This window comes from Amycolatopsis sp. lyj-109 (genome assembly GCF_046548995.1).
GTDB lineage: Bacteria > Actinomycetota > Actinomycetes > Mycobacteriales > Pseudonocardiaceae > Amycolatopsis.
In genome coordinates this window covers 1-23,688 of sequence record NZ_JAJPWR010000030.1, presented here as the reverse complement: position 1 = coordinate 23,688, position 23,688 = coordinate 1, and the positions used below count along the sequence as shown (strand labels likewise).

Below are 23,688 nucleotides of genomic sequence, written 5' to 3'. Positions count from 1 at the left end.
CGTGGGTGAGACTGGCGGCATGACCGATTGCCCGCGCAGTGTCGAGGAGCTGACCCGCGCCCTCGACGCGGGCCGGCGGTTCAAGTACGTGTACTTCTGGGGTCACCGCCCACCCCGCGGAGGCGGGGTCGGCGCCGGGTGCTTCAGTCAGTGGTGGCCCTCGCCGTTCGAGGTCGACGAGGTCCGTTTCGCCACGGCCGAGCACTACATGATGTGGCGCAAGGCGAAGCTCTTCGGCGACGAAGAGGTGGCCGCGCAGGTGCTCACGGCGGTGCACCCGAAGCAGGCCAAGGACTTCGGCCGCCGGGTGCGCGGCTTCGACGAGGAAACCTGGGTGGCCCACCGCTTCGGGATCGTGGTCGAAGGAAGCACGGCGAAGTTCTTACAGCATCCTGAGCTCGGACGATACCTGGCCGGGACCGGCGAGCGGGTGCTCGTCGAGGCGAGCCCGGTCGACCGGGTCTGGGGGATCGGCCTGGCGGCCGACGACCCGCGGGCCGAGAAGCCGCGGGCGTGGCGCGGGCTCAACCTCCTCGGCTTCGCCCTCGCGGACGTCCGAACTCAGCTCGGCTCCCGGACCGGCAACCCGGCGGCCCGGTAGATCTCGTCGATCACCGTCATCGTCTCCACCGCGTCCGCCGCCGAGGTCTTCACCGGTGCGCCCTCCAGTACCGCCGCCGCGAACGCGTCCAGCTGGTACTCATACGTCGCCCGCCGCGGGAACTTCTCCGTCCTGCGCGACTTGCCGACCTTGACCGAAAGCCGGTGGTAAGCCTGCGGCATCAACGGGTTGACCACCGACAGCGACCCCCGTGACCCGATTACCTTCGCGCTGATCTTCAGCACCGACGACGACCACATCGAGCACTCGATCCGCCCGGTGTGGCCGGATGGGTAGGCAAGCTCCGCCGTCATCGCCCGGTCCACCCGGGGTGATCGCAGCTTCGCCGAAGCCGACACCACCGAAGGTGTCTCGCCGCCGAAGACCCGTGCCATGTGGACCGCGTAGCAGCCCGCGTCCATCGTCGCCCCGCCCGCCAGCCCGTAGTCGTAGCGGATGTCCGAGAACTTCGGCAGCGGGAAGCACAACGCCGTCTCCACGCGCTCCACCGTGCCCAGCTCGCCCGCCGCCACGATCTTCTCCACCCGCAGGGCCAGCGGGTGGTAGCGGTAGTGGAACGCCTCCATCACCACGCGGTCCGACGCGGCCGCCGCCTGGGCGACCTCGCGCGCTTCTGCCGCGTTCGCCGTGAACGGCTTCTCGCACAAGACGTGCTTTCCCGCTGCCAAGGCCGCGAGCGTCCAGCGGCCGTGCAGGCCGTTCGGCAGCGGGTTGTACACCGCGTCGACGTCCGGGTCGGCCAGGAGCGCTTCGTACGACGGATGCGCTGTCGGAATGCCGTGCCTGGAGGCAAACGCTTGCGCGCGATCGAGTGACCGCGCCGCCACCGCGGTGACCGCGACCGAAGGGACAGACGCAGCAGGTTTGACCAAGGCCGCGGGCGCGATGCGAGCCGCCCCCAGGATGCCGATCCGCAGGCTCATGTTGCGAAGCTAGCACCGGAAGGCAAACTTCAACACGCAGTTGACCTCTTCAACACTGAGTTGTAGCGTTCCGCCCAGTCGAACAGTGGAGGTCCGCTATGTCCCGTTTTCGTGCCGTGCAGGCGGGAGTGTTGCTCGCGAGCGTTGCCGTGCTGGTGACGGCTTGTGGTGGCGGTCCGGACGGTGCGGGCGGGACGTCGCAGGCCGCCGGGGCGCCCGCGTCCGGCATCCCGGACACCGCGGCCCTCGTGCAGGGCGTGCAGAAGGACGCCCAGCTCAACGCCGCCCTGCCGGACGCCGTCAAGCAGGCCGGCCTGCACCTGGCCTCGAACCTGCAGTCCGCGCCCAACAACTTCTACGCCGCCGACGGCAAGACCCCGATCGGCTACGAGGTCGACCTCGCCAAGGCGATCGCCGCCAAGCTCGGCGTCGCCGTCACGCACCAGGACATGGCGTTCGGCTCGCTCATCACCAGCCTCCAGTCCGGCCGCATCGACCTCACGATGGCCGGCATGAACGACACCAAGGCCCGCCAGCAGCAGATCGACTTCGTCGACTACTTCACCTCGGGCATCACGATCATGATCCGCAAGGGCAACCCCGACGGCATCACCGGCCCGGACACGCTCTGCGGGAAGAGCGTCGCCGTCGTGCAGGGCACCAGCCACCAGAAGTTCGCCGAGGCGCAGAGCACCCGGTGCACCCAGGCCGGCAAGCCCGCGCTCACCGTCACCGCGACCGACAGCGACAACCAGAACCAGAACCAGCTGCGCACCGGCCGCGTGCAGGCGATCCTCAACGACCTCCCGAGCGCCGTCTACATCTCCCGCACCGCGGGCGAGGGCAAGTTCTTCGAGGTCGTCCCGGGTGAGCCCATCGACGGCGGCCCGTACGGCATCGGCGTCAACAAGGCCAACACGCCGCTGCGGGACGCCGTGCAGAAGGCGCTGCAGGCCCTGATCGCCGACGGCACCTACGGCAAGATCCTGCAGGCCTGGGGCGTCGAGCAGGGTGCGATCAAGGAGGCGGCGGTCAATGGCGGCTCCTGAACCGCTGCCGATCGTCCGGCTGCGCCACTGGGGCCGGTGGGTCGCCGCCGCGATCATTCTCGCGCTGCTCGTCCTGCTGGGCATTGCCCTGGGCAACGCGCAGATCGCGTGGAACCAGGTCCCGGACTTCGTCTTCTACAAGGTGATGGCCACCGGGCTGCTCAACACCGTCGTGCTGGCGGTGCTGTCCCAGGCCGTCGCGATCGTGCTCGGTATCGTCATCGCCCTGCTGCGGCGCAGCACCAACCCGGTCGCGCGGTGGTTCGCCGCCGGGTACATCTGGATCTTCCGCGGCCTGCCCGTGCTGCTGCAGATCCTCCTCTGGTACAACCTGGCGCTCGTCTTCCCGGTCATCGACATCCCGTTCCTCGTCCACGCGCAGACGAACGTCCTGATCAGCGCGTTCACCGCCGCGTTCCTCGGCCTGGCGCTCAACGAGAGCGCGTACATGGCCGAGATCGTCCGGGCCGGGCTGAACAGCGTCGACAGCGGGCAGACCGAGGCCGCCAAGTCCATCGGCATGACGCCGGCCGCGACCCTGCGCCGGGTCGTGCTGCCGCAGGCCATGCGCGTGATCATCCCGCCCACCGGCAACGACTTCATCAACATGCTCAAGGGCACGTCGATGGCGTCGGTGATCGGCGTGACCGAGCTGATCCACGCGGCCAACAACATCTCGTCCAACAACCTCCTGGTGATGGAGACGCTGCTGGCCGCGGCCGTCTGGTACATGGTCGTGGTGACCGTCGCCGGCGTCGGCCAGCACTACCTGGAACGCGCGTTCGGGCAGGCCGACCGCGGGCCCCTTTCCCGCGCGGGCAAGGCGTTGCGCGGCGTGCCCCTGGTGAGGAGTGCCCGTGTCTGAGCCTCTGCTGCGCGCGGTCGGCGTCCGCAAGTCCTACGGCCACACCGAAGTCCTGGGCGGCATCGACCTCGAAGTCCACAAGGGACAGGTCGTCTGCCTGCTCGGCCCGTCCGGTGCCGGGAAGAGCACGTTCCTGCGCTGCATCAACCACCTGGAGACCATCGACGCCGGTCAGATCTGGGTCGACGGCGAGCCGATCGGCTTCCGGCAGCGCGGCGGGAAGCTGTACGAGCTGCGCGAACGCGAGGTGGCGCGCCAGCGCCGTGACATCGGCATGGTCTTCCAGCGCTTCAACCTCTTCGCCCACCGGACGGCCTTGGAGAACGTTGTCGAAGGGCCGATCCGGGTCCTCGGCCTCAAACCGGACGAGGCGCGCAAGCAGGGCCTCGAGCTCCTCGACCGCGTAGGCCTCGGGCATCGCGGCGACGCCTATCCCGCGCAGCTGTCCGGCGGGCAGCAGCAGCGCGTCGCGATCGCCCGGTCGCTGGCGATGAAACCGAAGCTGATGCTGTTCGACGAGCCGACCTCGGCGCTCGACCCGGAGCTGGTCGGCGAGGTCCTCGAGGTGATGAGTACGTTGGCGGGGGAGGGGATGACGATGGTCGTCGTGACGCACGAGATGAGCTTCGCCGCGGAGGCCGCCGACGAGGTGGTGTTCCTGGCCGACGGCGCGGTCGTCGAGACCGGGCCGCCGTCGGAGGTCCTGAGCGCGCCGAAGCACGACCGCACCCGGCAGTTCCTGGCGAGGATCCTCGCGTGAGGAGGATTTCGCCCCGGTACCTGCTCCAGTTCGACGAGCCCGCCGGCTACCTCGACTTCGCCCGCTTCGGCCCGCCGTCGCACGCGGTGCTCGACACGACGGCCGCCCTGCTCCACCGGGCCACCACGGCCGGCCCGTCCACTGTGGACGAGCTGATGCGGCAGGAGGTCCGGGCCAAGGCCGCCGCCGCGCGGCTGTCCGGCTCGGACACCGATCACACCGTGCTGCTGCCCAACACCAGCCTTGGCCTGTTCCAGGCCGCGTTCCACAGCACCGGCGAGGTGCTCGTGTCGGCGGCGGAGTTCCCGGCCAACACCTACCCGTGGGCGCGTGCCGAACAGGCCGGGCGCCTTCGAGTACGGCGTTTGACCAGCGGTTACGTCACGCCGGAGCGCGTCGCCGAGGCGTTGACACCGGAGATCACCACCGTCAGCGTCAGTGCCGTCGACTTCCGCACCGGCCACCGCGCCGACCTGGCCGCCCTGCGTGACGTCGTCGGCGACCGGCTGCTGGTCGTCGATGGCATCCAGGGCTTCGGCGTCGTCGAGGAGCCGTGGGAGGTCGCCGACGTCCTCGTCGTCGGCGGCCAGAAGTGGCTGCGCGCGGGCTGGGGGACCGGCTTCGCGGTGCTGTCCGACCGCGCCCTGGAGCGGATGGATCCGGTGCTGTCGGGCTGGACCGGCGCCCGCGACCCGGGCCTGTTCGACGACGAGATCCACCCGCCGGACGGCACCGCCCAGGCCTGGTCGATCTCCAACCTCAGCCCGATCACCTCCGGTGCGTTCGCCGAGGCCCTGGAGCTGGTCGAGGAGGCCGGTGCCGGTGCCATCGCGGCGCGGATCGCCGAGCGGCTGGCCTCCTTCGAGGAGGTCCTGGCCTCCTGCGGCGCCGAGGTCGTCTCGGCGACCGGGCGGCGGGCCGGGATCCTCGCCTTCACGCTGCCCGGCCACCCGGCGGAGCAGGTCGGGGCGGCGCTGGCGAACGCCGGGATCGCGGCGACCGTGCGTCCCGAGCACGTCCGGTTGTCGCCGCACGCGTCGACCCCGGCGGCGGCCGCGGACCTGCTCCGGGAAGCGCTGGAGACGTTGACGGCGCCGCGCGAACCCCTGGTGGTCCCGGCCGCCGGGGCGACCACGCACGACGTGCTCACCGCGCTGGTCCCGGCCATCCCGGGGCTGGCGGCGATGCTCGGCCCGGGCAACGAAGTCCTGCTGCACGACCTGAGCCGGCTGCCGGACTCGATCGTCGCCATCGCCGGCGACCTCACCGGCCGCAGCGTCGGCGGCCCGATGACCGACCTGCTGCTCGGCCTGGTCCGCCGCGGCACCACCCAGGACCTGACGAACTACCGCACGCACGGCCCGGACGGCCGCCCGATCCGGTCCTCGACGCTGTTCCTGCGGGACGCCGACGGGGTCGCGGTCGGCTGCCTGTGCGTCAACAGCGTCGAGGAGGCCGCGTCGCCGGGCGGCAACGGCGAGCCGGAGACTTTCCCACCGGACGTCGACAGCCTGCAGCGGTTCCTCGTGGACCGGGCGGTGACGAAGGCGGGCATCCCCGTGGATCTGATGAAGAAGCGCCACAAGGCGGCCGTGGTGCGGGAGCTCGACGAAGCCGGTTATTTCCTCATCAAGGACGCGGTCGACCACCTGGCCGGGCGCCTCGACGTCACCCGCTACACGATCTACAACTACCTCAACGAGATCCGCGCCTGATCGGCCCCTTGTCACCTGCGCTTTCCGGGCGCACCATGGCCCGCATGACCGAATCGGACACGCGGGCCATGGTCCGGCTCGAAGCGGACGGCGAGGCGGACGCCGAGGAGTTCGACCTGCTCGCCCGCCGCCTGCGCGCCGAACTGGGCGGGCTGGACGTGGACGTGCTGCCGGTCCCGGCCGAGCTCCCGCCGGGCGCGAAGGCCGCGGACCCGGTGACGATCGGGTCGTTGATGGTGGCCTTCAGCGCGGCGGGCGGCGTGTTCCCCGGACTCGTCGAGACGTTGCGCGAGTGGCTGGGCCGCCAGGCGGGCAAGCACAAGATCAAGGTGACGATCGACGGCGACACCGTCGAGCTGGAGCGGGCGACGTCGGCCGAGCGTCAGCAGCTGATCGAGGCGTTCGTCCGGCGGCACGCCTGAGCGCTGGTCACTCCATACAGGACTCCACCGCGTCCGCGGCGACGGAAACCCCGCCGTGACCCCGGATCTCCGCCTTCAGCTCGGCCAGCCGCGAAGCAACCGAAGCCGACGACGACACCTCGTCGACCGCCTCTCTCAGCGACGAAACCGTCACCGACTCCGCGGGCAGGTGACGACCCACCCCCAGCGCCGCCAGCTGGGCCGCATTGCCGAACTGGTCCGCCGCCTGCGGGATCGCCACGGTCGGCACCCCGAACCACAACGCTTCCGTCGCCCCGCCCATCCCCGCGTGCGTGATGAACGCCGACGCCGCTTCCAGCACCGCCAGTTGCGGGACGCTCTCGTGCACCTCCACCGAGGACGGCAACGGACCCAGGTCGGCAGGCGACACGTGCTTCCCCAGTGAGATCACCACGTGCCAGTCTTCAGCGAACGCGGAAACGCACGCCTGGTACACCGGAAGCTGGTCGTTGTACGCCGTCCCGAACGACACCAGCAGCACCGGACGCCCCGACGACTTCGGCGTCCACGACCGGTCGGCCGGCCGGGCCGGGTCCAGGCACGGCCCGACGAACCGCACGTGCGGCCCCACCCGCTCCGCCTGCGGCTGCATCGCGCGCGGGATCAGCGAAAGGACCTGCGCCGGGTGCCCGAGCCACTCCCAGGGATCGGCCGAAACGCCGTGGGACGCCAGCCACCCGGACATCGTGGCCGCATAGTCCACACCGGACGGTGACGCCTTGATCGGCGCCATCACCTCGGCCATGTCCTCGTCGTAGCCCTCCCACGCCACCAGCGTCGGCGACAGCTGCACCGCCGGGACGCCGTACCGCAGGCCCAGCAGCGGTGCACCCAGCCCGCCGATGTCGTACAGCACCAGGTCCGGCCGGTCGTCGTCGAACCGCGCCGTCAGCAGCGGGTGGATGGCGATGGCCTCGTCGAGGAAGACGCGCATGGCTTCGGCAGGCTCGTCCGGCCACACCGCCGCCTCGCCGAGCGGGAAGATCGTCGGGTGCTCGACGACCTCGGCGCCGGTCGGGGCGACCAGCGACGCCAGCGGCGCGCCGACGACGTAGGACACCCGGTGGCCGCGGCGGACCAGCTCGCCGAGCACGCCCAGCGAAGGGTAGATGTGGCTCGGCGCGGTGCAGCCGACCATGACTATGTGTTTGCGCGGCATGGTGCTCCTTCAAGGGAAGAAAGAACAGACGGCGCGCAGGTGAAGGGGCTCGCCCGATACGCGGGGAGCCCGGCGGTCACGCCGTCTCAGACGAGGCGGAGCCGGATGAAGGAGATCATGAAGCCGACCGTACGCGAGCCCGGAACGCCCGCGCCACCCGATTTCCGCCTTTCGTAGGACGTTCGTGCGCGGCCGTCCCGCGGGACCCGCACCGGGATTAGGGTTCTCCAGCCCGAAGTCGCAGGCAAAAGGGAGAAATCAGTGAGACGTGCCTTTCTTGGAGCGGGCGCTGTCGCTGCCGTGGCTGTCGCCGCGGTGTCGTCCGCGCTCGTGGCGGCACCGGCCGCGAGCGCCGCACCCGCGGGACAGGCGTCGATCGCCTGGGGACCGTGCACCGATTCCACGCTGGCCGGCGCCGGCGCCGAATGCGGGTACCTCGCCGTGCCGCTCGACTACCGCAAGCCGGGCGGGGAGCAGGTCCAGCTCGCCGTCAGCCGCGTCAAGCACAAGGTTCCCGACGCGCAGTACCAGGGCGTCATGCTGACGAACCCCGGTGGCCCCGGCGGTTCCGGCCTGCTGCTGGCCACCCGTGGCCCGCGCGTGCCCAACCACGCCGGGGATGCCTACGACTGGGTCGGTTTCGACCCGCGCGGCGTCGGCGCCAGCAAGCCCGCGTTGAGCTGCGACCCGAACTACATGGACTACAACCGGCCGCAGTACGTGCCGTTCACCCCGCAGCTGGAGAAGACCTGGCTCGACCGTTCCCGGGGCTACGCCGAAGCCTGCGCGAAGAACAACTCGCGCGCGCTGCTGGAGAACATGAAGACGACCGACACGGTCAAGGACATGGACTCCATCCGCAAGGCGCTCGGCCAGAAGCAGCTGAACTTCTACGGCTACTCCTACGGCACCTACCTCGGCCAGGTGTACGGCTCGCTGTACCCGCAGAACGTCCGGCGGATGGTGCTCGACTCGACGGTCGACCCGCGCGGCGTCTGGTACGGCGACAACCTGAACCAGGACGTCGCCTTCGACAAGAACATCCTGATCTGGTTCGGCTGGCTGGCCCAGCACGACGACTTCTACCACCTCGGCAAGACCCAGGCCGCCGTGCAGCGGGTGGTCAACGAGCAGTTGCTCAAGACGTCCTTCAACCCGGCCGGCGGCGTGATCGGGCCGGACGAGATCCTCGACGTCATCCAGCAGGCGAGCTACTACCAGCTGCGGTGGACGCTGCTGGGCGACGCGCTGTCCCGGTTCGTCAACAAGGGTGACTGGCAGAACTGGAAGACGCTCTTCGAGGCCTTCGGCGGCCGCGGCGACGACAACGGCTACGCGGTGTACCTGGCTGTGCAGTGCACCGACGTCCAGTGGCCGCAGAGCTGGCACCAGTGGAAGCGCGACAACTGGCAGACCTTCGCCAAGGCGCCGTACTTCACCTGGCAGAACGCGTGGTTCAACGCGCCCTGCCGGTACTGGCCCGCCAAGGCGGGCAAGCCGGCCAAGGTCGACGGCCGGGGCGTGCAGAGCGTGCTGATGATCGACGAGACGCTCGACGCGGCGACGCCGTTCGAGGGCAGCCTCGAGGTCCGCAGCCGGTTCCCGGGCGCGTCACTGATCGCGGAGCCGGGCGGCACCAGCCACGCGATCACCCCGCGCCAGAACGCGTGCGTCGACAACAAGATCGCGGACTACCTGGCGACGGGCGCGCTCCCGGCCCGCAAGCCGGGCCGCACGGCGGACGTCGAGTGCGCCCCGCTGCCGCAGCCGACGCCGAAGCCACCGACGGCGGCGAAGGCCGACATCGCGGCGACGCAGGGCGTGGTGGCCGGGCGATTCGCCGGCTGACCTGCGGAGGTCGCCCCAAGCGCCCCAATGTGGCCTTCGGTGCGTCAGACGCACCGAAGGCCGCCTTGGGTGCGTCAGACGCAACCAAGGCCGCCTTGGGGCGCTTGTGCTTTCCGGCACCGGGGGCTTTGAGTCTTCGTGGACTTTGTGTTACAAAGTGCGCAGCAACTTTGCGTTTCAAAGTCCATGAAAGGAGGACGCCATGACTGGGGGACCGGCGTTCGCGCTCCACGGCCTCACCAAGCGGTTCGGGCAGGTCACGGCGGTCGGCGGGGTGTCCGTCGAGGTTGCGCGCGGCGAGGTCGTCGCGCTGCTCGGGCCGAACGGCGCGGGCAAGTCGACCACCGTCGACATGCTGCTCGGCCTGACCAAGCCGGACGCGGGGGAGGTGACCGTCGCGGGTGGCAGCCCGCGCGAAGCCGTCGACCGGGGGCTCGTCGGCGCGATGATGCAGAACGGCGCGCTGCTGCCGGACGTCACGGTCGGCGAGATCGTCGGCCTGGTCGTCTCGACGCACCAGAACCCGTTGCCGTCGCAAGAGGTGATCGCCCGGGCCGGGCTCGAAAAGCTCGTCAAACGCCGCTGCGGCAAGCTCTCCGGCGGGGAACGCCAGCGCGTCCGGTTCGCGCTCGCCCTGGCCGGCGACCCGCAGCTGCTGGTGCTCGACGAGCCCACCGCGGCGATGGACGTCGACGGCAGGCGCGCGTTCTGGGCGGCCATCCGCGAGTTCGCCGCGACGGGGCGGACCGTGCTGTTCGCGACGCACTACCTCGCCGAGGCCGAGGACTACGCCGACCGCGTCGTGCTGATGCGCCACGGCCTCGTCGTCGCCGACGGCCCGGTCGCCGAAGTCCGGGCCGCGGTGTCCGGCCGGGTGCTCAAGGCCGTCGTGCCGGGCGCGACCGAAGCCGGGCTGGCCTCGCTTCCCGGCGTCACGAATGTGCAGCTGCGCGGCGGCCGGGCCGAGCTGGCCTGCGCCGACTCCGACGCCGCCATCCGCGCCCTGCTCGCCGGGCACCCGGAGGCGTCCGACATCGAAATCACCGCGCTCGGCCTCGAAGAGGCCTTCCTGGCGCTGACCGCCGAGGAGGCCGCCGCGTGAACACGACGTACCTGAGCCTGGAGATCAAGCGGATCGTCCGCAGCCCGCAGTTCACCATCTTCACCATCGGCATGCCGGTGGCGATGTACCTGCTGTTCGGGGCGATCTTCGGCGACTACGTCCTCGACAACGGCCTGCACTCGAGCACGCAGACGATGATCGGCATGGCCGCGTACGGCGCCAGCGGCGGTGCCTTGTTCACCGGCACCCGGGTCGCGCAGGAACGCACGGACGGCTGGCAGCGCCAGCTCCGCCTGACGCCGATGCGCGGATTCGGCTACCTGACCGTCAAGGTCGCGTCGGCGATGGCGGTCGCCCTGCCGGTGCTGGTGGCGATCTTCTTCGTCGGCTTCCTGCGCGGGGAACCGCTCACGATGGCGCAGTGGGGCACGCAACTGATCATCCTGTGGGCGGCCACCCTCCCGTTCGCCGTGCTCGGTCTGGCCATCGGCCTGTTCGGGAAGGGTGACACGGTCGGCGCGGTCACCGGCGCCCTGATGATGCCGCTCGGCATGCTCGGCGGCCTGTGGATCCCCCTGGAGATCCTGCCCGGCTGGATGGCGACCGTGGCCCACTTCGTGCCCACCTACTGGCTGCGCCGGGTCGGCCTCGACCCGTTGGTCCACGCGCCGGGGACGTGGGTGGCTGTGCTGGTCCTGGCGGGCTGGCTGGTCGTGCCGGCCCTGGTCGTGGTGCGCCGGTTCCGGCTGGACACGGCCAGGCTCTGAGTGCGTGTTAGCTTCCGTGCAGTGGTGCGGGGTCTGCACGGGAGGAGGGCGAACCAGGTGGAAGACGAGCCGATGTCGGCCGAGGAGTCGCTGAACCTGATCGCCCAGCAGAACCGGCGGACGCGCCGGGAACTGGGCGGGGGCCCGGCGCGGATGCTCGCGGCCTGGGCCCTCGCCTGGATCGTCGGCTGGGGCTTCACGTACGTCACGACGCTGCCCGGCATGGGGGTGCCGGGCTGGGTCGCCGGCGGTGTCGTCGTCCCGCTGCTGTTCCTCGGCGCCGTCGCCTACACGACCTTCACCAGCATCCGCACCGGCCGCGGGATCCGCGGGCCGTCCCGCACGGTCGGCGCGATGTACGGCTACGGCTGGGCGCTCTCCTCGATCGGGCTGATGGTCGTCGACATCCGGATCACGAGTTTCCAGGCGCTGTCCACGGACCAGGTCTCGCTGCTGTGGACCGGCACGTGGCTGCTGCTGACCGGCGTGATGTACCTGGCGGGCGGCATGGTGTGGCAGGACAAGCTCATGTACGGCCTCGGCGCGTGGATGATCGTGTCGGCCGCGCTGAGCGTGCTGGTCGGCTACCCGGCGAACTTCCTCGTGCTCACCGTCTGCGGCGGGGGCGGGTTCCTGCTCGGCGCGATCGTCTACTTCGTCCGCGAGAAGACCGGCCGATGAGCGAACTGCCGCAGCTCGACCCGGTCATCCACGCCCAGGCGCGGTTGCGGGTCACCGTCGCGCTCGCCGGGCTGCGCGCCGGCGACGAGATCACCTTCCCGCGGCTGCAGCAACTGCTGGACATGACGGCCGGCAACCTCTCGACGCACCTGCGCAAGCTCGAGGACGCCGAGTACGTCGAGATCACCAAGGCCTACGAGCACCGCACACCGGTCACCCTCGTCCGGCTCACCGCGGCCGGCCGGGCCGCGTTCGAGAGCTACACCAAGGCGCTGCACCGGCTGCTGGACGCCACCGGCGGGGACTGACCGTGGCCCGCTGGGTGATCCACCTCGACCTGGACGCCTTCTACGCCTCGGCCGAGCAGCTCACCCGCCCGACGCTGGCCGGGCGGCCCGTGCTCGTCGGCGGGACCGGGCCCCGCGGGGTCGTCGCCGGCGCGAGCTACGAATCGCGGGCCTTCGGGATCCACTCGGCGATGCCGATGGCCCAGGCCCGGCGGCTGCTGCCGGCGAACGGCGTGATCGTGCCGCCGCGGTTCCGCGTCTACGAACGCCTCAGCCGGGAGGTCTTCGCGGTCGTCACCGAGGTGGCGCCAGTGCTGGAAAAGATCTCCCTCGACGAGGCGTTCGCCGAACCGCCTTCGCTCGTCGGTGCGTCTTTCGACGAGGTGACGTCGTTCTGCGCCGCACTGCGGGCCCGGATCCGCTCGGAAACCGGCCTGGTGGCGTCGATCGGGGCGGGCGACGGCAAGCAGGTCGCGAAGATCGCCTCCGACGAGGCCAAGCCGGACGGGCTGCTGGTGGTGCCGCAGGGCACCGAACGCGAGTTCCTCGCGCCGCTGCCGGTGCGCGCGCTGTGGGGCATCGGCCCGGTCGCCGAGGGGAAGCTGCGGTTCATCGGCGTCCAGACGCTCGGGCAGCTCGCGGCCCTGTCCGAACCGGACGCCGTGGCCACGCTCGGCGGCGTCGTCGGCCGCGACCTGCGGCGGCTCGCGACCGGTGCCGACGACCGCCCGGTGGCCGGCCGCGCCGAGACCAAGCAGGTCAGCGCCGAGACGACGTTCGACGTCGACATCATCGACCTGGCCTCGTTGAGAACGGAGGTCCGCCGGATCGCGGTGGGCGCGCACCAGCGGCTGCGCAAGGCCGGCCGGGTGGCGCGAACGGTGGTGATCAAGCTCCGGCACACCGACATGCACACGGTGACCCGTTCGGAGACGATTTCCGCGCCCACGGACGACCTCGCCGAGCTGTCGGCGACGGCGGAGCGCCTGCTGATCGACCCGGCGGAGTTCGGCGGCATCCGGCTGGCGGGCGTCGCCTACAGCGGGCTTTCGGTGCCGCACCAGGACGCGCTGTTCACCCTGGCTGCCCCGGCGGCGCCGGTGGTGGAGTCTTCCGCGCCGTCGCCGGCTCCCGCCGCTCCTTCGGAGTGGCGCCAGGGCGACGACGTGGTGCACGAGGAGTTCGGCACGGGCTGGGTCCAGGGCGCGGGCCACGGCCGGGTGACGGTCCGCTTCGAGCACCGGTCATCGGGACCCGGCATCGCGCGCACCTTCCCCCAGTCGGACCCGGCCCTGACCCGCGGCGACCCCGGCGACTGCCTATGCTGAAGTGTCACATTATTGGGGCGTTTGGCCCTAGGCGGCCGAGCAGCCTTGCAGCTTCGCCACTTGCTGGCCCGCCAGCAGGAACGCGCCCACGCCGTACGCGGCGGTGTCCGTGGCCTTCGCCGTCGCCGGGCGGTCGCCCACCGGCTGGACGAACCCCACCAGGCCACTCGGCTGCAGCGCCTTCGTCGACAGCGCCGTCCACGCCTTGTCCACCACCGGCCGGAACCGGGCCGCGTCGAGGATGCCCGCGGTGACGCCCCAGCCGAGGCCGAACGCGAAGAACGCCGTGCCGCTGGACTCCGGGCCGCCGTGGTCCCACGGGTTCAGCAGGTCCGAGTTCCAGAACCCGTCACGGCGCTGCGCGAGAGCCAGGGTGGCGGCCATCTTCTTGAAGACACGCAGGTACTCCGGCCGTCGCGGGTCGTCGGTGGGGAGGACCTGCAGCACCTTCGTCAACGCTGCCAGGGCCCAGCCGTTGCCGCGGGACCAGAACACCCCGGAGCCCTTGAACCGCGCGTCGCGGTACCACAGGCCGGTGAACTCGTTGAACAGCTTGTGTTCCGAGGAACGGAAAAGCTGGTCCATGGCGTCCAGATAGGACGGATCGTGGTCGATCAGGCTCATCCGCGCGAACGACGGCATCGCCATGTTCAGCGCGTCGACGTAGTTCCAGTAGTCACGGTGCCCGGCCTGCACGGACGCCACCTCGGCCTTGATCCGGGTGCGGATCGAGTCGAGGGGGGTCTCCGGGTGGAAGTAGGTGTAGAGGTCGAGGTATGCCTCGCCGGCGGCCTGGTTGTCCGGGAAGAACGGCCGCTTCGGGTCCTCCGGCAGCAGGTACTTGTTGGCCTGTGCCCAGGGATACGTCTTGTGGTTGGACTGTCCGGTGGTCCGGACCAGTGCGAGGTTGCCGACGTGGAACGTCGCGTTCTGCCAGTCCGGCGCGTCGAGGTTCGTCCCGTTGGCGACCCAGTAGTTGCCCGCGGCCACCATCTCGTCGGACACCGTGCAGGTCGCGGCCGCCGCCACCGGGGCGGTGAAGAGACTGCCCGCCAACGCCGCGGCCGCGAGCGCGCCGAAACCGCGAATTCCCGGGAAACGCATGAAAAGCGTCCTCCTCAACACGTCATGGCGGCGGTCATCCGCAGCGAGTGAAGCGCGTCCCGGTAACCGTGTCAAGATACCGATCAGCGGTACGCCGCAACGGTTTCCAACAGCCGGCGGGACGCGGACTCGGCGCCGTCGGCGTTCTTCGCCAGCACCAGTGTCAGCACCCGGGAATGCGCCACGAGCTCCATCGGCTCGCCGTGCGCCTTCAGCGCGGCGACCACGGGCACCTGCAGCTGCGCGATCAGCGTGTTGCCCGACGCCCGGATCAGTCCCGCGTGGAACCGGGAATCGGCCTCCCGGAACGCTTCGCCGTCGCCGCGTTCGACCGCGTCGGCCATCTGCGCGTAGGCCGCCGCCATCGCCGAAAGCTCGTCCGGACGCCGGTGCCGCGCCGCCATCCGCGCGGCCTGCGGTTCGATGGCCAGCCGCAGCTCCAGCAGCTCGCGCAGGTGCTCGCGGCCGCCGGGCCCGCCGACGCGCCAGGCGATGACGTCCGGGTCGATCGCGTCCCACGCCTCGGGCGGCAGCGTCCAGGTCCCGACCCGCGGACGGGCGGTGACCATGCCCTTCGACTCGAGCACGCGCAGCGCCTCGCGGACCACCGTGCGGGACGCGGAGAACCGCCGGCCGAGCTCCTCGGGGACGAGCGGCTGCCCGTCCCCGAGGACGCCTTCGACGATGAGCCGGCCCAGCTCGTCGACGATGCGCGCGTGGAGGTTCACTCCGGCAGGCCGACGCGCCGCTCCCCGCTGCGCAGCTGCTGCAGCACGACCGCGATCACCAGCAGCGCGCCGTGGGCGACGTTCTGCCAGAACGGGTTGATGCCCAGCCCGGACATGCCGTTGTCGAGCACGCCCAGGATGACCACCGCGAGCACGGTCGAAATGATCGACCCGCGGCCGCCCTTGAGCATCGTGCCGCCGAGCGCGGCGCCCGTGACCGCCTGCAGCTCCAGGCCTTCCGAACCGGACGTCGGCTGCCCGGAGCCGGTGCGGGCGGTGATCAGCACGCCCGCGATCGCCGCGACCACGCCGACCAGCGCGTACACGCCGATGATGTACCGGTTGATGTTGATGCCGGCCAGCCGCGCGGCGGTGTCGTTGCCGCCGATGGCGTAGACGTTGCGGCCGATGTCGGTGTACTTGAGCAGGAAGTGCAGCAGTGCCGCGACGATCAGGAACACCCACACCAGCGACGGCAGGCCCGCGATCGCGCCCTTGGCCAGGAAGATGAACAGGTCGTCGCCGCCGGTGTAGCCCTGCGCCTTGCCGTCCGAGATGACCTGCGCGATGCCCTTGTAGGTGGCGAGCATGGCCAGCGTCGCGACCACCGGGTTGACCCGGCCGAAGATGATGATCATGCCGTTGACCAGGCCACACAGGATGCCGACGCCGACCGCGGCGAGGATGCCGACCTCGGCGTTGCCGGTCGAGGTGAACACCATCGCCGAGACGACCGAGGCCAGCCCGGCCATCGAGCCGACCGAGATGTCCAGCGCGCCCAGGATGATCACCAGGGTCTGCACCAGGGCGAGCAGCCCCATGATGGTGATCGCGCTGCCGATCAGCAGCAGGTTGTTGGTGCGGAAGAAGTTCTCGTTCAGCACGCTCAGCAGGATCACCAGCGCGATCAGCGTGATGATCAGGCTCGAGTTCTGCACGCCGATGCCGGTCAGCACCCGGCGTGCGGCGCTCGGCTGCGCCGGGGCCGCGGGAGCTGAGGTTTCCTTGGTGGGGGTGCTCATGCGCCGATCTCCTGGGCGTCGTCCACGGCTGGTTCGGTTTCGGGGATGGCGAGGGTCAGCACGGCTTCTTCGGTCGCTTCCTCACGGCCGAGCTCGCCGGCGAGGCGCCCGGCGCGCATGACGAGGATGCGGTCGGCCAGCGTCAGCACCTCAGGCAGGTCGGAAGAGATGACCAGCAGCGCGATGCCCTCGGCGGCGAGGCCGTCGATGATCCGGTAGATCTCGGCCTTCGCGCCGACGTCGACCCCGCGCGTCGGCTCGTCGAGGATCAGCAGCTTCGGCCGCCGCGCGAGCCAGCGCGCGAGAACGGCCTTCTGCTGGTTGCCGCCGGAGAGCTTGCGGACCTCCTGCTCCATCGACGGCGTCCGCACGCGAAGCTCGCGTAGGTACTCCTCGACGAGTGCGCGCTCCTTCGCTCGCTTCACGACCCGGAAGCGGCGAAGGCGGTCCAGCACCGAGATCGAGATGTTGTCGCGGACGGACCGCTGCATGAGCAACGCGTCCGTCTTGCGTTCTTCGGGCGCGAAGCCGATGCCCGCCTTGACGGCGTCACCCGGGTTGTGCGCGCGCAGCCGCTTGCCGTCGAGCTCCACGGTCCCGGACCGGATCGGCAGGTCGCCGACGATCGCGCGGGCCAGCTCGGAGCGGCCCGCGCCGACCAGCCCGGCCAGGCAGACGACCTCGCCCGCGCGGACCTGCAGCGAGATGCCGGTGACGTCGTCGGTCGTGACGTCGTCCAGCTTCAGCACGACGTCGCCGGTGTCCTGGGTGACGCGGCGTTCGAGGGCCGAGAGGTCGCGGCCGATCATCATCCGGACCAGGCCGGCTTCGTCGGTCTCCGCGGCCTGCTGGACGCCGACGAGCTTGCCGTCGCGCAGCACGGCGACGCGGTCGGCGAGCTGAAAGATCTCCTTCATTCGGTGCGAGACGTAGACGACCGCGACGCCGCTGTCGCGCAGCCGCCCGATCAGCCGGAACAGGGCCTCGACCTCGTGTTCCGACAGCGACGACGTCGGCTCGTCGAACGCGATCACCCGCGGCGGCGTCGCCGCGGTGAGCACGCGCAGGATCTCGACGAGCTGGCGTTGCGCGGGGGAGAGCGCGGTGCCGAGCGTCGCCGGGTCGAGGACGCCTTCGAAGCCGTACTCGACGAGCGCGTCGTGCGTGGCCTTAGCGAGCGTGCGGCGGCTGAAGACGCGGGCCTTCGCGGGCAGTTCGCCGACGAAGACGTTCTCCGCCACCGAAACGTGCGGGATGATCTCGGGTTCCTGGTAGATCACGCGCACCCCGGCGGCCATCGCCGCGCGCGGGGTGTCGAAGGTGACTTCGGTGCCGTCCAGGAGCAGCCGGCCGTCGTCCGGGCCCTGGTCGCCGGACAGCACGCGCAGCAGCGTCGACTTGCCGGCGCCGTTCTCGCCCATCAGGGCCAGGACTTCGCCGGAGCGGAACTCCAGCGAGACGTCGTCGAGGGCGGTGACACCGGAGAAGCGCTTGCCGATGCCCTCGACGGCAAGCGCGGGAGGAGAGCTGGACATGGTCGCCTTCCGTACGGCGGTCGTGAGTGGTAATTCGGGTTAGAACCCGAATTACCACTCACGAGGGTGGGCGGTCAGGTGCAGTTGACGCCGGCCTGCTTGTAGTTGTCCTTGGTGACGATCGTGGTCTTGGCGATCGTCTCGGCGGGCAGTTCCTTGCCGTTCTTGACCTTGTCGACCAGCACCTGGATCGCCGAGCGGCCGACCTCGGCACCGGAGATGTAGAGCGCGGCCTTGTTGCCGGTGTCCTTGCCTGCGGCCCAGTCCTTGCAGGTGAGGTACGCGCCGAGCCCGACGCCGATGATGTTGTTCGCCGCCACGCCCGAGTTGGCCAGCGCGGTCACGACGCCGGTCTCGTTCTCGTCGTTGCAGCCCCAGACGACCCAGTGCTTGACGCCCGGGTTGGAGCCGATCACGGCGCCGGAGCGGTTCTGCGCGTCGACGGGGGAGTTGTCCGTGCCGACGTTGATCACCTGGACGTCCGCGCCCGCGGACTTGGCGAAGGCGGACTTCGCGGCGTTGACGCGGTCGGTGCAGACGGTCAGGTCCTGCTTGTAGGCACTGATGATCTTCGTGTCGGCGGCGGTCCAGCCGGCGGCCTTGAACAGGTTGCCGGCCTCGGTGCCGACCGAGTCGCCCATCTGGCTGCCGTTGAAGCCGACGAACGGGGCCTTTTTGCCGGAGCCGTCCTTGATGACGTCGTCGGAGGCGATCAGCGGGATGCCCGCGCTCTTGGCCTTGTCGATCACCTGCGGGCCGATGGCCTGGTCGGGGACGACGATGGCGACGCCGTTGGCGCCCTGCGCGACCGCGGCGTCCAGCTCGGTGATCGCCTTGTTGGCGTCCTGGCCGAGGTTGACCACCTTGAGCTCGACGCCGAGTTCCTTCGCCTTCTCCTGCGCGCCCTGGGCCTGCTCGACGAAGTACTGCTGGTCACCCTGTTTCTGCAGGTAGTACAGGGTGATCTTGCCGTTCGACGGCGCCTGCTGCTGCGGTGCCGCGGTGTCTTTGCCGGAGGAGCAGGAGGCCAGCAGCGCCCCGGAAATCAAACAACAACCAACAACGCTCCAGGTGCGGAACCTGTGCGGGTATGTGGACATCGAGCGCTCCCATGGGGGCCGAGTTCGAGTGGGTGAGGTCGGGTTCGCGAAGTGACTTGTATTACAAAACACCCGTTCGAGGAGCGTCAAGGCGCAGTTAGCGGAGCGATATCTACTCTACGTAGTTTCGTGGTCACACGCACGGGGGTGATTTATCGTATTTTTTCGGCTCTGGGCTGCGCGTTGTCCGGTTTTGTCTTGTGGCGATGTTCTGATCGGTGTTGTCGACTGTGGTGGAAGTTTCATGCGACCGGGATGCCCTCTCTGCCGGGTTCGCCCGGCTGGCAGGATGGCCGGACCACGTTTAGGGGGACCGATGACGAAGCACCGCGTCGCCGCGCTCGCCGTCCTGATGGCCGCTTGCAGCAGCCCGCCGCAGCAGCAGGGACCGGCGCCGACGCCCTTTCCCGAGGCGGGCACCTCGAGTGCCGCCGCCCCCGACGGGTCGTTCAGCGTCGTCGCCACCGGTGACGTCCTGATCCACCCGGCGCTGACCGAGCAGGCCGAGGCCGACGGCGGCGGGAAGATCGACTACCGGCCGCTGCTGGCCGGGATCAAACTGCTGATCTCCGGCGCCGACCTCGGGATCTGTCACCTCGAGACGCCCCTGGCGCCGGAAGGTGGGCCCTACAGCGGCTACCCGTCGTTCAGCGCGCCGCCGGAGATCGCCGACGCGATCAAGGACACCGGCTACGACACCTGCTCGACGTCGTCCAACCACACGATCGACCAGGGCGCCGAGGGCGTCACCCGCACCCTGGACAAGCTCGACGCCATCGGCGTCAAGCACACCGGCTCGGCGCGATCGGCGGCCGAGGCCGCGAAACCGCTGATCCTCGACGTCCACGGCGTCAAGGTCGCCCAGGTGTCGTACGCCTTCGGCTTCAACGGCATCAAGGTGCCGGCCGGGAAACCGTGGCTGGCCAACCAGATCGACGTCGACGACGTGCTGGCGGCGGCGCGCAAGGCGAAGCAGGCCGGGGCGCAGGTCGTCATCGCGAGCCTGCACTGGGGCGTGGAGTACCAGCACGACCCGACGGCCGAACAGCGGTCGCAGGCCAAGAAGATCCTGGCGTCGGACGACGTCGACCTGATCGTCGGCCACCACGCCCACGTGGTCCAGCCGTTCGAGAAGATCGGCGGCAAGTGGGTGGCCTACGGGCTCGGCAACAGCGTCGCCCGCCACTCCGAACCCAAGGGCGACACGGAGGAAGGCGCGGCGGCCCGCTTCCGCTTCGTCCGCGACGGCGACCGCTGGAAGGTCGACAAGGCCGAGTACATCCCGACCCTGATCCGGCTGGAAGCCCCGATCCGCCTGATCGACTTGTCGACATCTCCGCCGTCCGCCCCGGTCACCAAGGCCCTCCAGGACACCGACAAGAACATCCTGAGCCTCGGCGCCGACAAGTCCGGCCTCACCCGCCCCGGCCAGTAAGCGGCATCAAGCGTGATTGAAGGGTCGACACGCGTGATTGAAGGGTCGACACGGCGGCACCGGACCTGCCGCGGTGTGTCGACCCTCCAATCACGTGAGTTGGCGTTCTGATCACGTGAGTTGGCGCTTCAATCACGGGGTCAGTGGGTGCGGGTGGTGATCAGGCGGGCCAGGGCGGCCAGTTCGGCGGTGGCGCGGGCGGGCGGGGCGGCCGTGGCGAGGTCGCGCAGGGCCTTGGCCAGCAACGCGTCCGCCTGGGCTTGGCTCCACTGGCGGCCGCCCGCGGCCTCGACGAGGGCGGCCGCGCGGGCCAGGTCGGTCTCGGCCAGGGGCTCGAGCCGGGCGTAGAGCGTGGCGAGGTCCGCGCCGGCGGGCGTGCCCGAGCACAGGGCCGTCACCACCGGCAGGGACTTCTTGCGGTTCTGGAGGTCCGAGTACACCGGCTTGCCGGTGACGGCCGGGTCGCCCCAGATGCCGAGGAGGTCGTCGATGTGCTGGAACGCCAGGCCCACCGCCCGGCCGAACGCGCCGAAGCGATCCGACGCGGCCGGCCCGGCCGACCCGGACGGTCCGAACGCCGCTCCGAGCGTGCAGGACGCGCCCAGCAGGGCCGCCGTCTTGCCCTCCGCCATCCGCACGCACTCGCCGGGGGTGACGTCGTCGCGCTGTTCGAAGTCCAGGTCTTCCGCCTGGCCTTCGAGCAGGGCCAGCGTCGCGGCCGACAGCACCTTCGCGTTCGCCGCCCCGCTCGGCGCCAGCACCTCGAACGCCAGGCTCAGCAACGCGTCCCCGGCCAGCACCGCCGGCCCGGTGCCGAACACCGTCCACGCCGTCGCGCGGTGCCGCCGGGTGGTGTCGCCGTCCATGACGTCGTCGTGCAGCAGCGAGAAGTTGTGCACCAGTTCGACCGCGACGGCCGCGGGCACGGCGTCGGCCGCCTCCCCGCCCGCGGCTTCCGCGCACAGCAGCACCAACGCCGGCCGCAGCGCCTTGCCGCCGTCGGTGGCAGCCGGCCGCCCGCCGGCGTCCTGCCAGCCGAAGTGGTAGGCGGCGATCCGCCGCATCGTCTCCGGCAGCCGCCCGGCGGCCGCCCGCAGCGCCGGGTCGACGAGCCCCTTGCTCCACGCGAGGACGTCGGCGAGCGGACGGGCCGCGGTGCGCGTGTTCATGGTCGTCATCAGCGGCCGACCTGAACGTCGTCGAGCACCCCGAGCGCGTCGGGCACGAGGACGGCAGCGGAGTGGTAGGCGCTGACCAGGTAGGAGGTCACCGCGCGTTCGCCGGTGCCCATGAAGCGGACGTTCAGCCCGGGCTGGTATTCGTCGGGCAGCGACTCGGGGCGGAGGCCGATGACGCCGGCGTCGTCTTCGCCGGTCCGCATGGCCAGGATCGACGTCGTGCCCGCGGCGCTCACCGGGATCTTGTCGCAGGGCAGGATCGGCACGCCCCGCCAGGCGGTGACGCGTTTGCCGTCGAGGACCGTGGTGCCGGGGTAGATGCGGCGCCCGGTGCACTCCCGGCCGAAGGCGGCGATCGCCTGCGGGTGGGCGAGGAAGAACCGGGTCTTGCGGCGGCGGCAGAGCAGGTCGTCCAGATCCAGCGGCGTCGGCGGCCCGGTGCGGGTGGTGATCCGCTGCTTGAGGTCGGCGTTGTGCAGCAACCCGAAGTCGGTGTTGTTGACCAGTTCGTGTTCCTGCCGTTCCCGCAACGCTTCCACGGTCAGCCGCAGCTGCTGTTCGAGCTGGTTCATCGGCTGGTTGTAGAGATCGGCGACCCGGTTGTGGACCCGCAGCACGGTCTGGGCGACGGCCAGGTCGTATTCGCGGGGGGAGGGGTCGTAGTCGACGTAGGTGCCGGGCAGGAGTGGTTCGCCGTCGTGTCCGGCGGCCAGGTCGATCGCGGCTTCGCCCTTGGGGTTCTGCGGTTTCCGCGGCCGGGACAGCGCTTCGGCGACGTGGCTGCGCAGAGCCTCGGACCGGCCGTTGAGCCGCGCGTAGGCCGCGGCGGGCAGCACCAGCGCGGTGACGCGGGTGGCGGCCCGCGCGGTGAACGTCCAGGTGCCGGGATCGGGACCGAGGAGTTCTTCGCCGAAGTGGTCGCCGTCGGTGGCGGTGCCCACGTGCAGGTCGTCGCCGTAGGGGCCGGTGCGGTGGCGGGTGACTTTGCCGTGCGCGAGGAGGAACAGGGTGTCGAGCGGGGTGCCGGCGGTGAAGAGGGTGGCGCCCGGTTCGTATTCGCGTTGCTCGAACGCCCCCGCCAGCGCACCCAGCGCCGGTTCGTCGCCGAACCCGCGCAGCAGCGCGAGTTCGGTGAGTTCGGCGGGCACGACCTGGACCCGGGCGCCGGTGGTGTAGAAGGAAAGTTTGCCGTCGCCGAGGGTGTAGGTGAGACGCCGGTTGACGCGGTAGCTGCCGGCGGGGACCTCGACCCAGGGCAGCTGGGACAGGAGCCAGCGGGTGGTGATGCCGCGCATCTGCGGCAGGGTTTTGGTGGTGGTGGCCAGCGTCCGCGCCGCGGTGACGCTGAGCGAGAGCTGCACCGAGCTGGTTTCCCGGGTGACGGTCACGGTGTTTCCCGGCCGATTTCGGCGTTTTCGAGGACGGCGAGGGCGTCGGGGACGAGGACGGCGGCGGAGTAGTAGGCGGAGACGAGGTAGGACATGACGGCTTGTTCGTTGATGCCCATGAACCGGACGTTGAGTCCGGGTTGGTATTCGTCGGGGAGTCCGGTTTGGTGCAGCCCGACGACGCCTTGGGCTTGTTCTCCGGTGCGCATCAGCATGATGGAGCTGGTGCGGGTGTCGGTGACGGGGATTTTGTTGCAGGGGAGGATGGGGATGCCGCGCCAGGAGGGGACTTGGTGGCCGCCGAGGTCGACGCTGGTGGGGTAGAGGCCGGCTTTGGTGCATTCGCGGCCGAAGGCGGCGATGGTGGTGGGGTGGGCGAGGAAGAAGCCGGGGTCTTTCCAGACGAGGGTGAGGAGTTCGTCGAGGTCGTCGGGGGTGGGTGGGCCGGTGCGGGTGGGGATGCGCTGGGCGAAGTCGGTGTTGTGGAGGAGCCCGAAGTCGGGGTTGTTGATCAGTTCGTGTTCTTGGCGTTCCCGCAACGCTTCGACGGTCAGCCGCAGCTGTTGTTCGATCTGGTTCATGGGCTGGTTGTAGAGGTCGGCGACGCGGGAGTGGACGCGGAGCACAGTTTGGGCGACGGAGAGTTCGTATTCGCGGGGGCGGGTTTCGTAGTCGACGAAGGTGGCGG

General features: G+C 70.4%; 23 protein-coding genes. 13 read left to right on the top strand and 10 right to left on the bottom strand.

What is annotated here, in order from left to right; translation table 11 throughout:
• The first annotated feature begins 19 nt into the window (after positions 1-19).
• Positions 20-601: an NADAR family protein gene (locus ACLJQF_RS41625; RefSeq protein WP_410615817.1), complete on the top strand. Its 582-nt coding sequence runs from the start codon at positions 20-22 to the stop codon at positions 599-601.
• Here the strand turns inward: ACLJQF_RS41625 and ACLJQF_RS41620 are convergent.
• Positions 562-1,545 carry a Gfo/Idh/MocA family protein gene (locus ACLJQF_RS41620; RefSeq protein ID WP_410615816.1) on the bottom strand — a complete coding sequence of 328 codons (984 nt, stop codon included), beginning with the start codon at positions 1,543-1,545 and terminating at the stop codon, positions 562-564. The two genes, ACLJQF_RS41625 and ACLJQF_RS41620, sit on opposite strands and share 40 nt — an antisense overlap.
• A 98-nt stretch (positions 1,546-1,643) precedes the next feature.
• Between ACLJQF_RS41620 and ACLJQF_RS41615 the strand changes: the two genes are divergently transcribed.
• Genes ACLJQF_RS41615 through ACLJQF_RS41595 form a run of 5 tightly spaced genes read left to right on the top strand, consistent with a single transcriptional unit; the run spans position 1,644 to position 6,356 of the window.
• Positions 1,644-2,594, top strand: a complete 951-nt coding sequence (locus tag ACLJQF_RS41615; RefSeq protein ID WP_410615815.1) for an ABC transporter substrate-binding protein — start codon at positions 1,644-1,646, stop codon at positions 2,592-2,594.
• Complete coding sequence (locus ACLJQF_RS41610) at positions 2,581-3,459, top strand: amino acid ABC transporter permease (RefSeq protein ID WP_410615814.1); 879 nt, start codon at positions 2,581-2,583, stop codon at positions 3,457-3,459. The genes ACLJQF_RS41615 and ACLJQF_RS41610 overlap by 14 nt, the downstream gene beginning before the upstream one ends.
• Positions 3,452-4,219 carry an amino acid ABC transporter ATP-binding protein gene (locus ACLJQF_RS41605; RefSeq protein WP_410615813.1) on the top strand — a complete coding sequence of 256 codons (768 nt, stop codon included), beginning with the start codon at positions 3,452-3,454 and terminating at the stop codon, positions 4,217-4,219. The genes ACLJQF_RS41610 and ACLJQF_RS41605 overlap by 8 nt, the downstream gene beginning before the upstream one ends.
• The gene (locus ACLJQF_RS41600; RefSeq protein ID WP_410615812.1) at positions 4,216-5,934 is read left to right on the top strand and encodes an aminotransferase class V-fold PLP-dependent enzyme; all 1,719 of its coding nucleotides are present in this window, start codon (positions 4,216-4,218) and stop codon (positions 5,932-5,934) included. Before ACLJQF_RS41605 ends, ACLJQF_RS41600 begins: the two co-directional genes overlap by 4 nt.
• Positions 5,935-5,978: 44 nt before the next feature.
• Complete coding sequence (locus ACLJQF_RS41595) at positions 5,979-6,356, top strand: effector-associated constant component EACC1 (protein ID WP_410615811.1); 378 nt, start codon at positions 5,979-5,981, stop codon at positions 6,354-6,356.
• A gap of 7 nt (positions 6,357-6,363) precedes the next feature.
• Here ACLJQF_RS41595 and ACLJQF_RS41590 read toward each other — a convergent pair whose 3' ends face one another.
• On the bottom strand, positions 6,364-7,536 hold the full coding sequence (locus tag ACLJQF_RS41590; RefSeq protein WP_410615810.1) for a macrolide family glycosyltransferase: 1,173 nt from the start codon (positions 7,534-7,536) through the stop codon (positions 6,364-6,366).
• Positions 7,537-7,836: 300 nt separating this feature from the next.
• On the opposite strand from ACLJQF_RS41590, the gene ACLJQF_RS41585 reads away from it, so the two are divergent.
• The 6 genes from ACLJQF_RS41585 (at position 7,837) to ACLJQF_RS41560 (ending at position 13,510) form a co-directional block, all read left to right on the top strand.
• Complete coding sequence (locus ACLJQF_RS41585; RefSeq protein WP_410615809.1) at positions 7,837-9,384, top strand: alpha/beta hydrolase; 1,548 nt, start codon at positions 7,837-7,839, stop codon at positions 9,382-9,384.
• A 202-nt stretch (positions 9,385-9,586) separates the two neighbouring features.
• The gene (locus ACLJQF_RS41580; RefSeq protein WP_410615808.1) at positions 9,587-10,486 is read left to right on the top strand and encodes an ABC transporter ATP-binding protein; all 900 of its coding nucleotides are present in this window, start codon (positions 9,587-9,589) and stop codon (positions 10,484-10,486) included.
• A complete protein-coding gene (locus ACLJQF_RS41575) occupies positions 10,483-11,214 on the top strand; it encodes an ABC transporter permease (RefSeq protein ID WP_410615807.1) in 732 nt (243 codons plus the stop codon). Before ACLJQF_RS41580 ends, ACLJQF_RS41575 begins: the two co-directional genes overlap by 4 nt.
• A gap of 57 nt (positions 11,215-11,271) precedes the next feature.
• Positions 11,272-11,895 (top strand): hypothetical protein, encoded by a 624-nt coding sequence (locus ACLJQF_RS41570; RefSeq protein ID WP_410615806.1) that lies wholly within the window; start codon positions 11,272-11,274, stop codon positions 11,893-11,895.
• The gene (locus tag ACLJQF_RS41565; protein WP_410615805.1) at positions 11,892-12,203 is read left to right on the top strand and encodes a transcriptional regulator; all 312 of its coding nucleotides are present in this window, start codon (positions 11,892-11,894) and stop codon (positions 12,201-12,203) included. Before ACLJQF_RS41570 ends, ACLJQF_RS41565 begins: the two co-directional genes overlap by 4 nt.
• Positions 12,204-12,205: 2 nt before the next feature.
• Positions 12,206-13,510, top strand: a complete 1,305-nt coding sequence (locus ACLJQF_RS41560; RefSeq protein ID WP_410615804.1) for a DNA polymerase IV — start codon at positions 12,206-12,208, stop codon at positions 13,508-13,510.
• A gap of 27 nt (positions 13,511-13,537) precedes the next feature.
• Here the strand turns inward: ACLJQF_RS41560 and ACLJQF_RS41555 are convergent, their stop codons facing one another.
• The 5 genes from ACLJQF_RS41555 to ACLJQF_RS41535 all read right to left on the bottom strand — a co-directional run bounded on the left by ACLJQF_RS41555 (position 13,538) and on the right by ACLJQF_RS41535 (position 18,948).
• Positions 13,538-14,614, bottom strand: coding sequence for a glycoside hydrolase family 88 protein (locus ACLJQF_RS41555; RefSeq protein WP_410615803.1), 1,077 nt, complete (start codon positions 14,612-14,614; stop codon positions 13,538-13,540).
• 83 nt (positions 14,615-14,697) lie between these two features.
• Positions 14,698-15,342 (bottom strand): FadR/GntR family transcriptional regulator, encoded by a 645-nt coding sequence (locus ACLJQF_RS41550; RefSeq protein ID WP_410615802.1) that lies wholly within the window; start codon positions 15,340-15,342, stop codon positions 14,698-14,700.
• Positions 15,339-16,364: an ABC transporter permease gene (locus ACLJQF_RS41545; RefSeq protein WP_410615801.1), complete on the bottom strand. Its 1,026-nt coding sequence runs from the start codon at positions 16,362-16,364 to the stop codon at positions 15,339-15,341. The genes ACLJQF_RS41550 and ACLJQF_RS41545 overlap by 4 nt, the downstream gene beginning before the upstream one ends.
• Complete coding sequence (locus tag ACLJQF_RS41540; RefSeq protein ID WP_410615800.1) at positions 16,361-17,899, bottom strand: sugar ABC transporter ATP-binding protein; 1,539 nt, start codon at positions 17,897-17,899, stop codon at positions 16,361-16,363. Before ACLJQF_RS41540 ends, ACLJQF_RS41545 begins: the two co-directional genes overlap by 4 nt.
• Positions 17,900-17,973: 74 nt before the next feature.
• Complete coding sequence (locus ACLJQF_RS41535; RefSeq protein ID WP_410615799.1) at positions 17,974-18,948, bottom strand: substrate-binding domain-containing protein; 975 nt, start codon at positions 18,946-18,948, stop codon at positions 17,974-17,976.
• Between the two features lie 367 nt (positions 18,949-19,315).
• On the opposite strand from ACLJQF_RS41535, the gene ACLJQF_RS41530 reads away from it, so the two are divergent.
• Complete coding sequence (locus ACLJQF_RS41530; protein WP_410615798.1) at positions 19,316-20,434, top strand: CapA family protein; 1,119 nt, start codon at positions 19,316-19,318, stop codon at positions 20,432-20,434.
• Between the two features lie 140 nt (positions 20,435-20,574).
• Here the strand turns inward: ACLJQF_RS41530 and ACLJQF_RS41525 are convergent, their stop codons facing one another.
• The 3 genes from ACLJQF_RS41525 to ACLJQF_RS41515 all read right to left on the bottom strand — a co-directional run.
• Positions 20,575-21,612, bottom strand: a complete 1,038-nt coding sequence (locus ACLJQF_RS41525; RefSeq protein WP_410615797.1) for a family 2 encapsulin nanocompartment cargo protein polyprenyl transferase — start codon at positions 21,610-21,612, stop codon at positions 20,575-20,577.
• A complete protein-coding gene (locus ACLJQF_RS41520) occupies positions 21,612-23,000 on the bottom strand; it encodes a family 2B encapsulin nanocompartment shell protein (RefSeq protein WP_410615796.1) in 1,389 nt (462 codons plus the stop codon). The genes ACLJQF_RS41525 and ACLJQF_RS41520 overlap by 1 nt, the downstream gene beginning before the upstream one ends.
• A partial coding sequence (locus tag ACLJQF_RS41515) for a family 2B encapsulin nanocompartment shell protein (RefSeq protein WP_410615795.1) occupies positions 22,997-23,688 on the bottom strand: 692 nt, incomplete at its 5' end. The genes ACLJQF_RS41515 and ACLJQF_RS41520, both read right to left, overlap by 4 nt.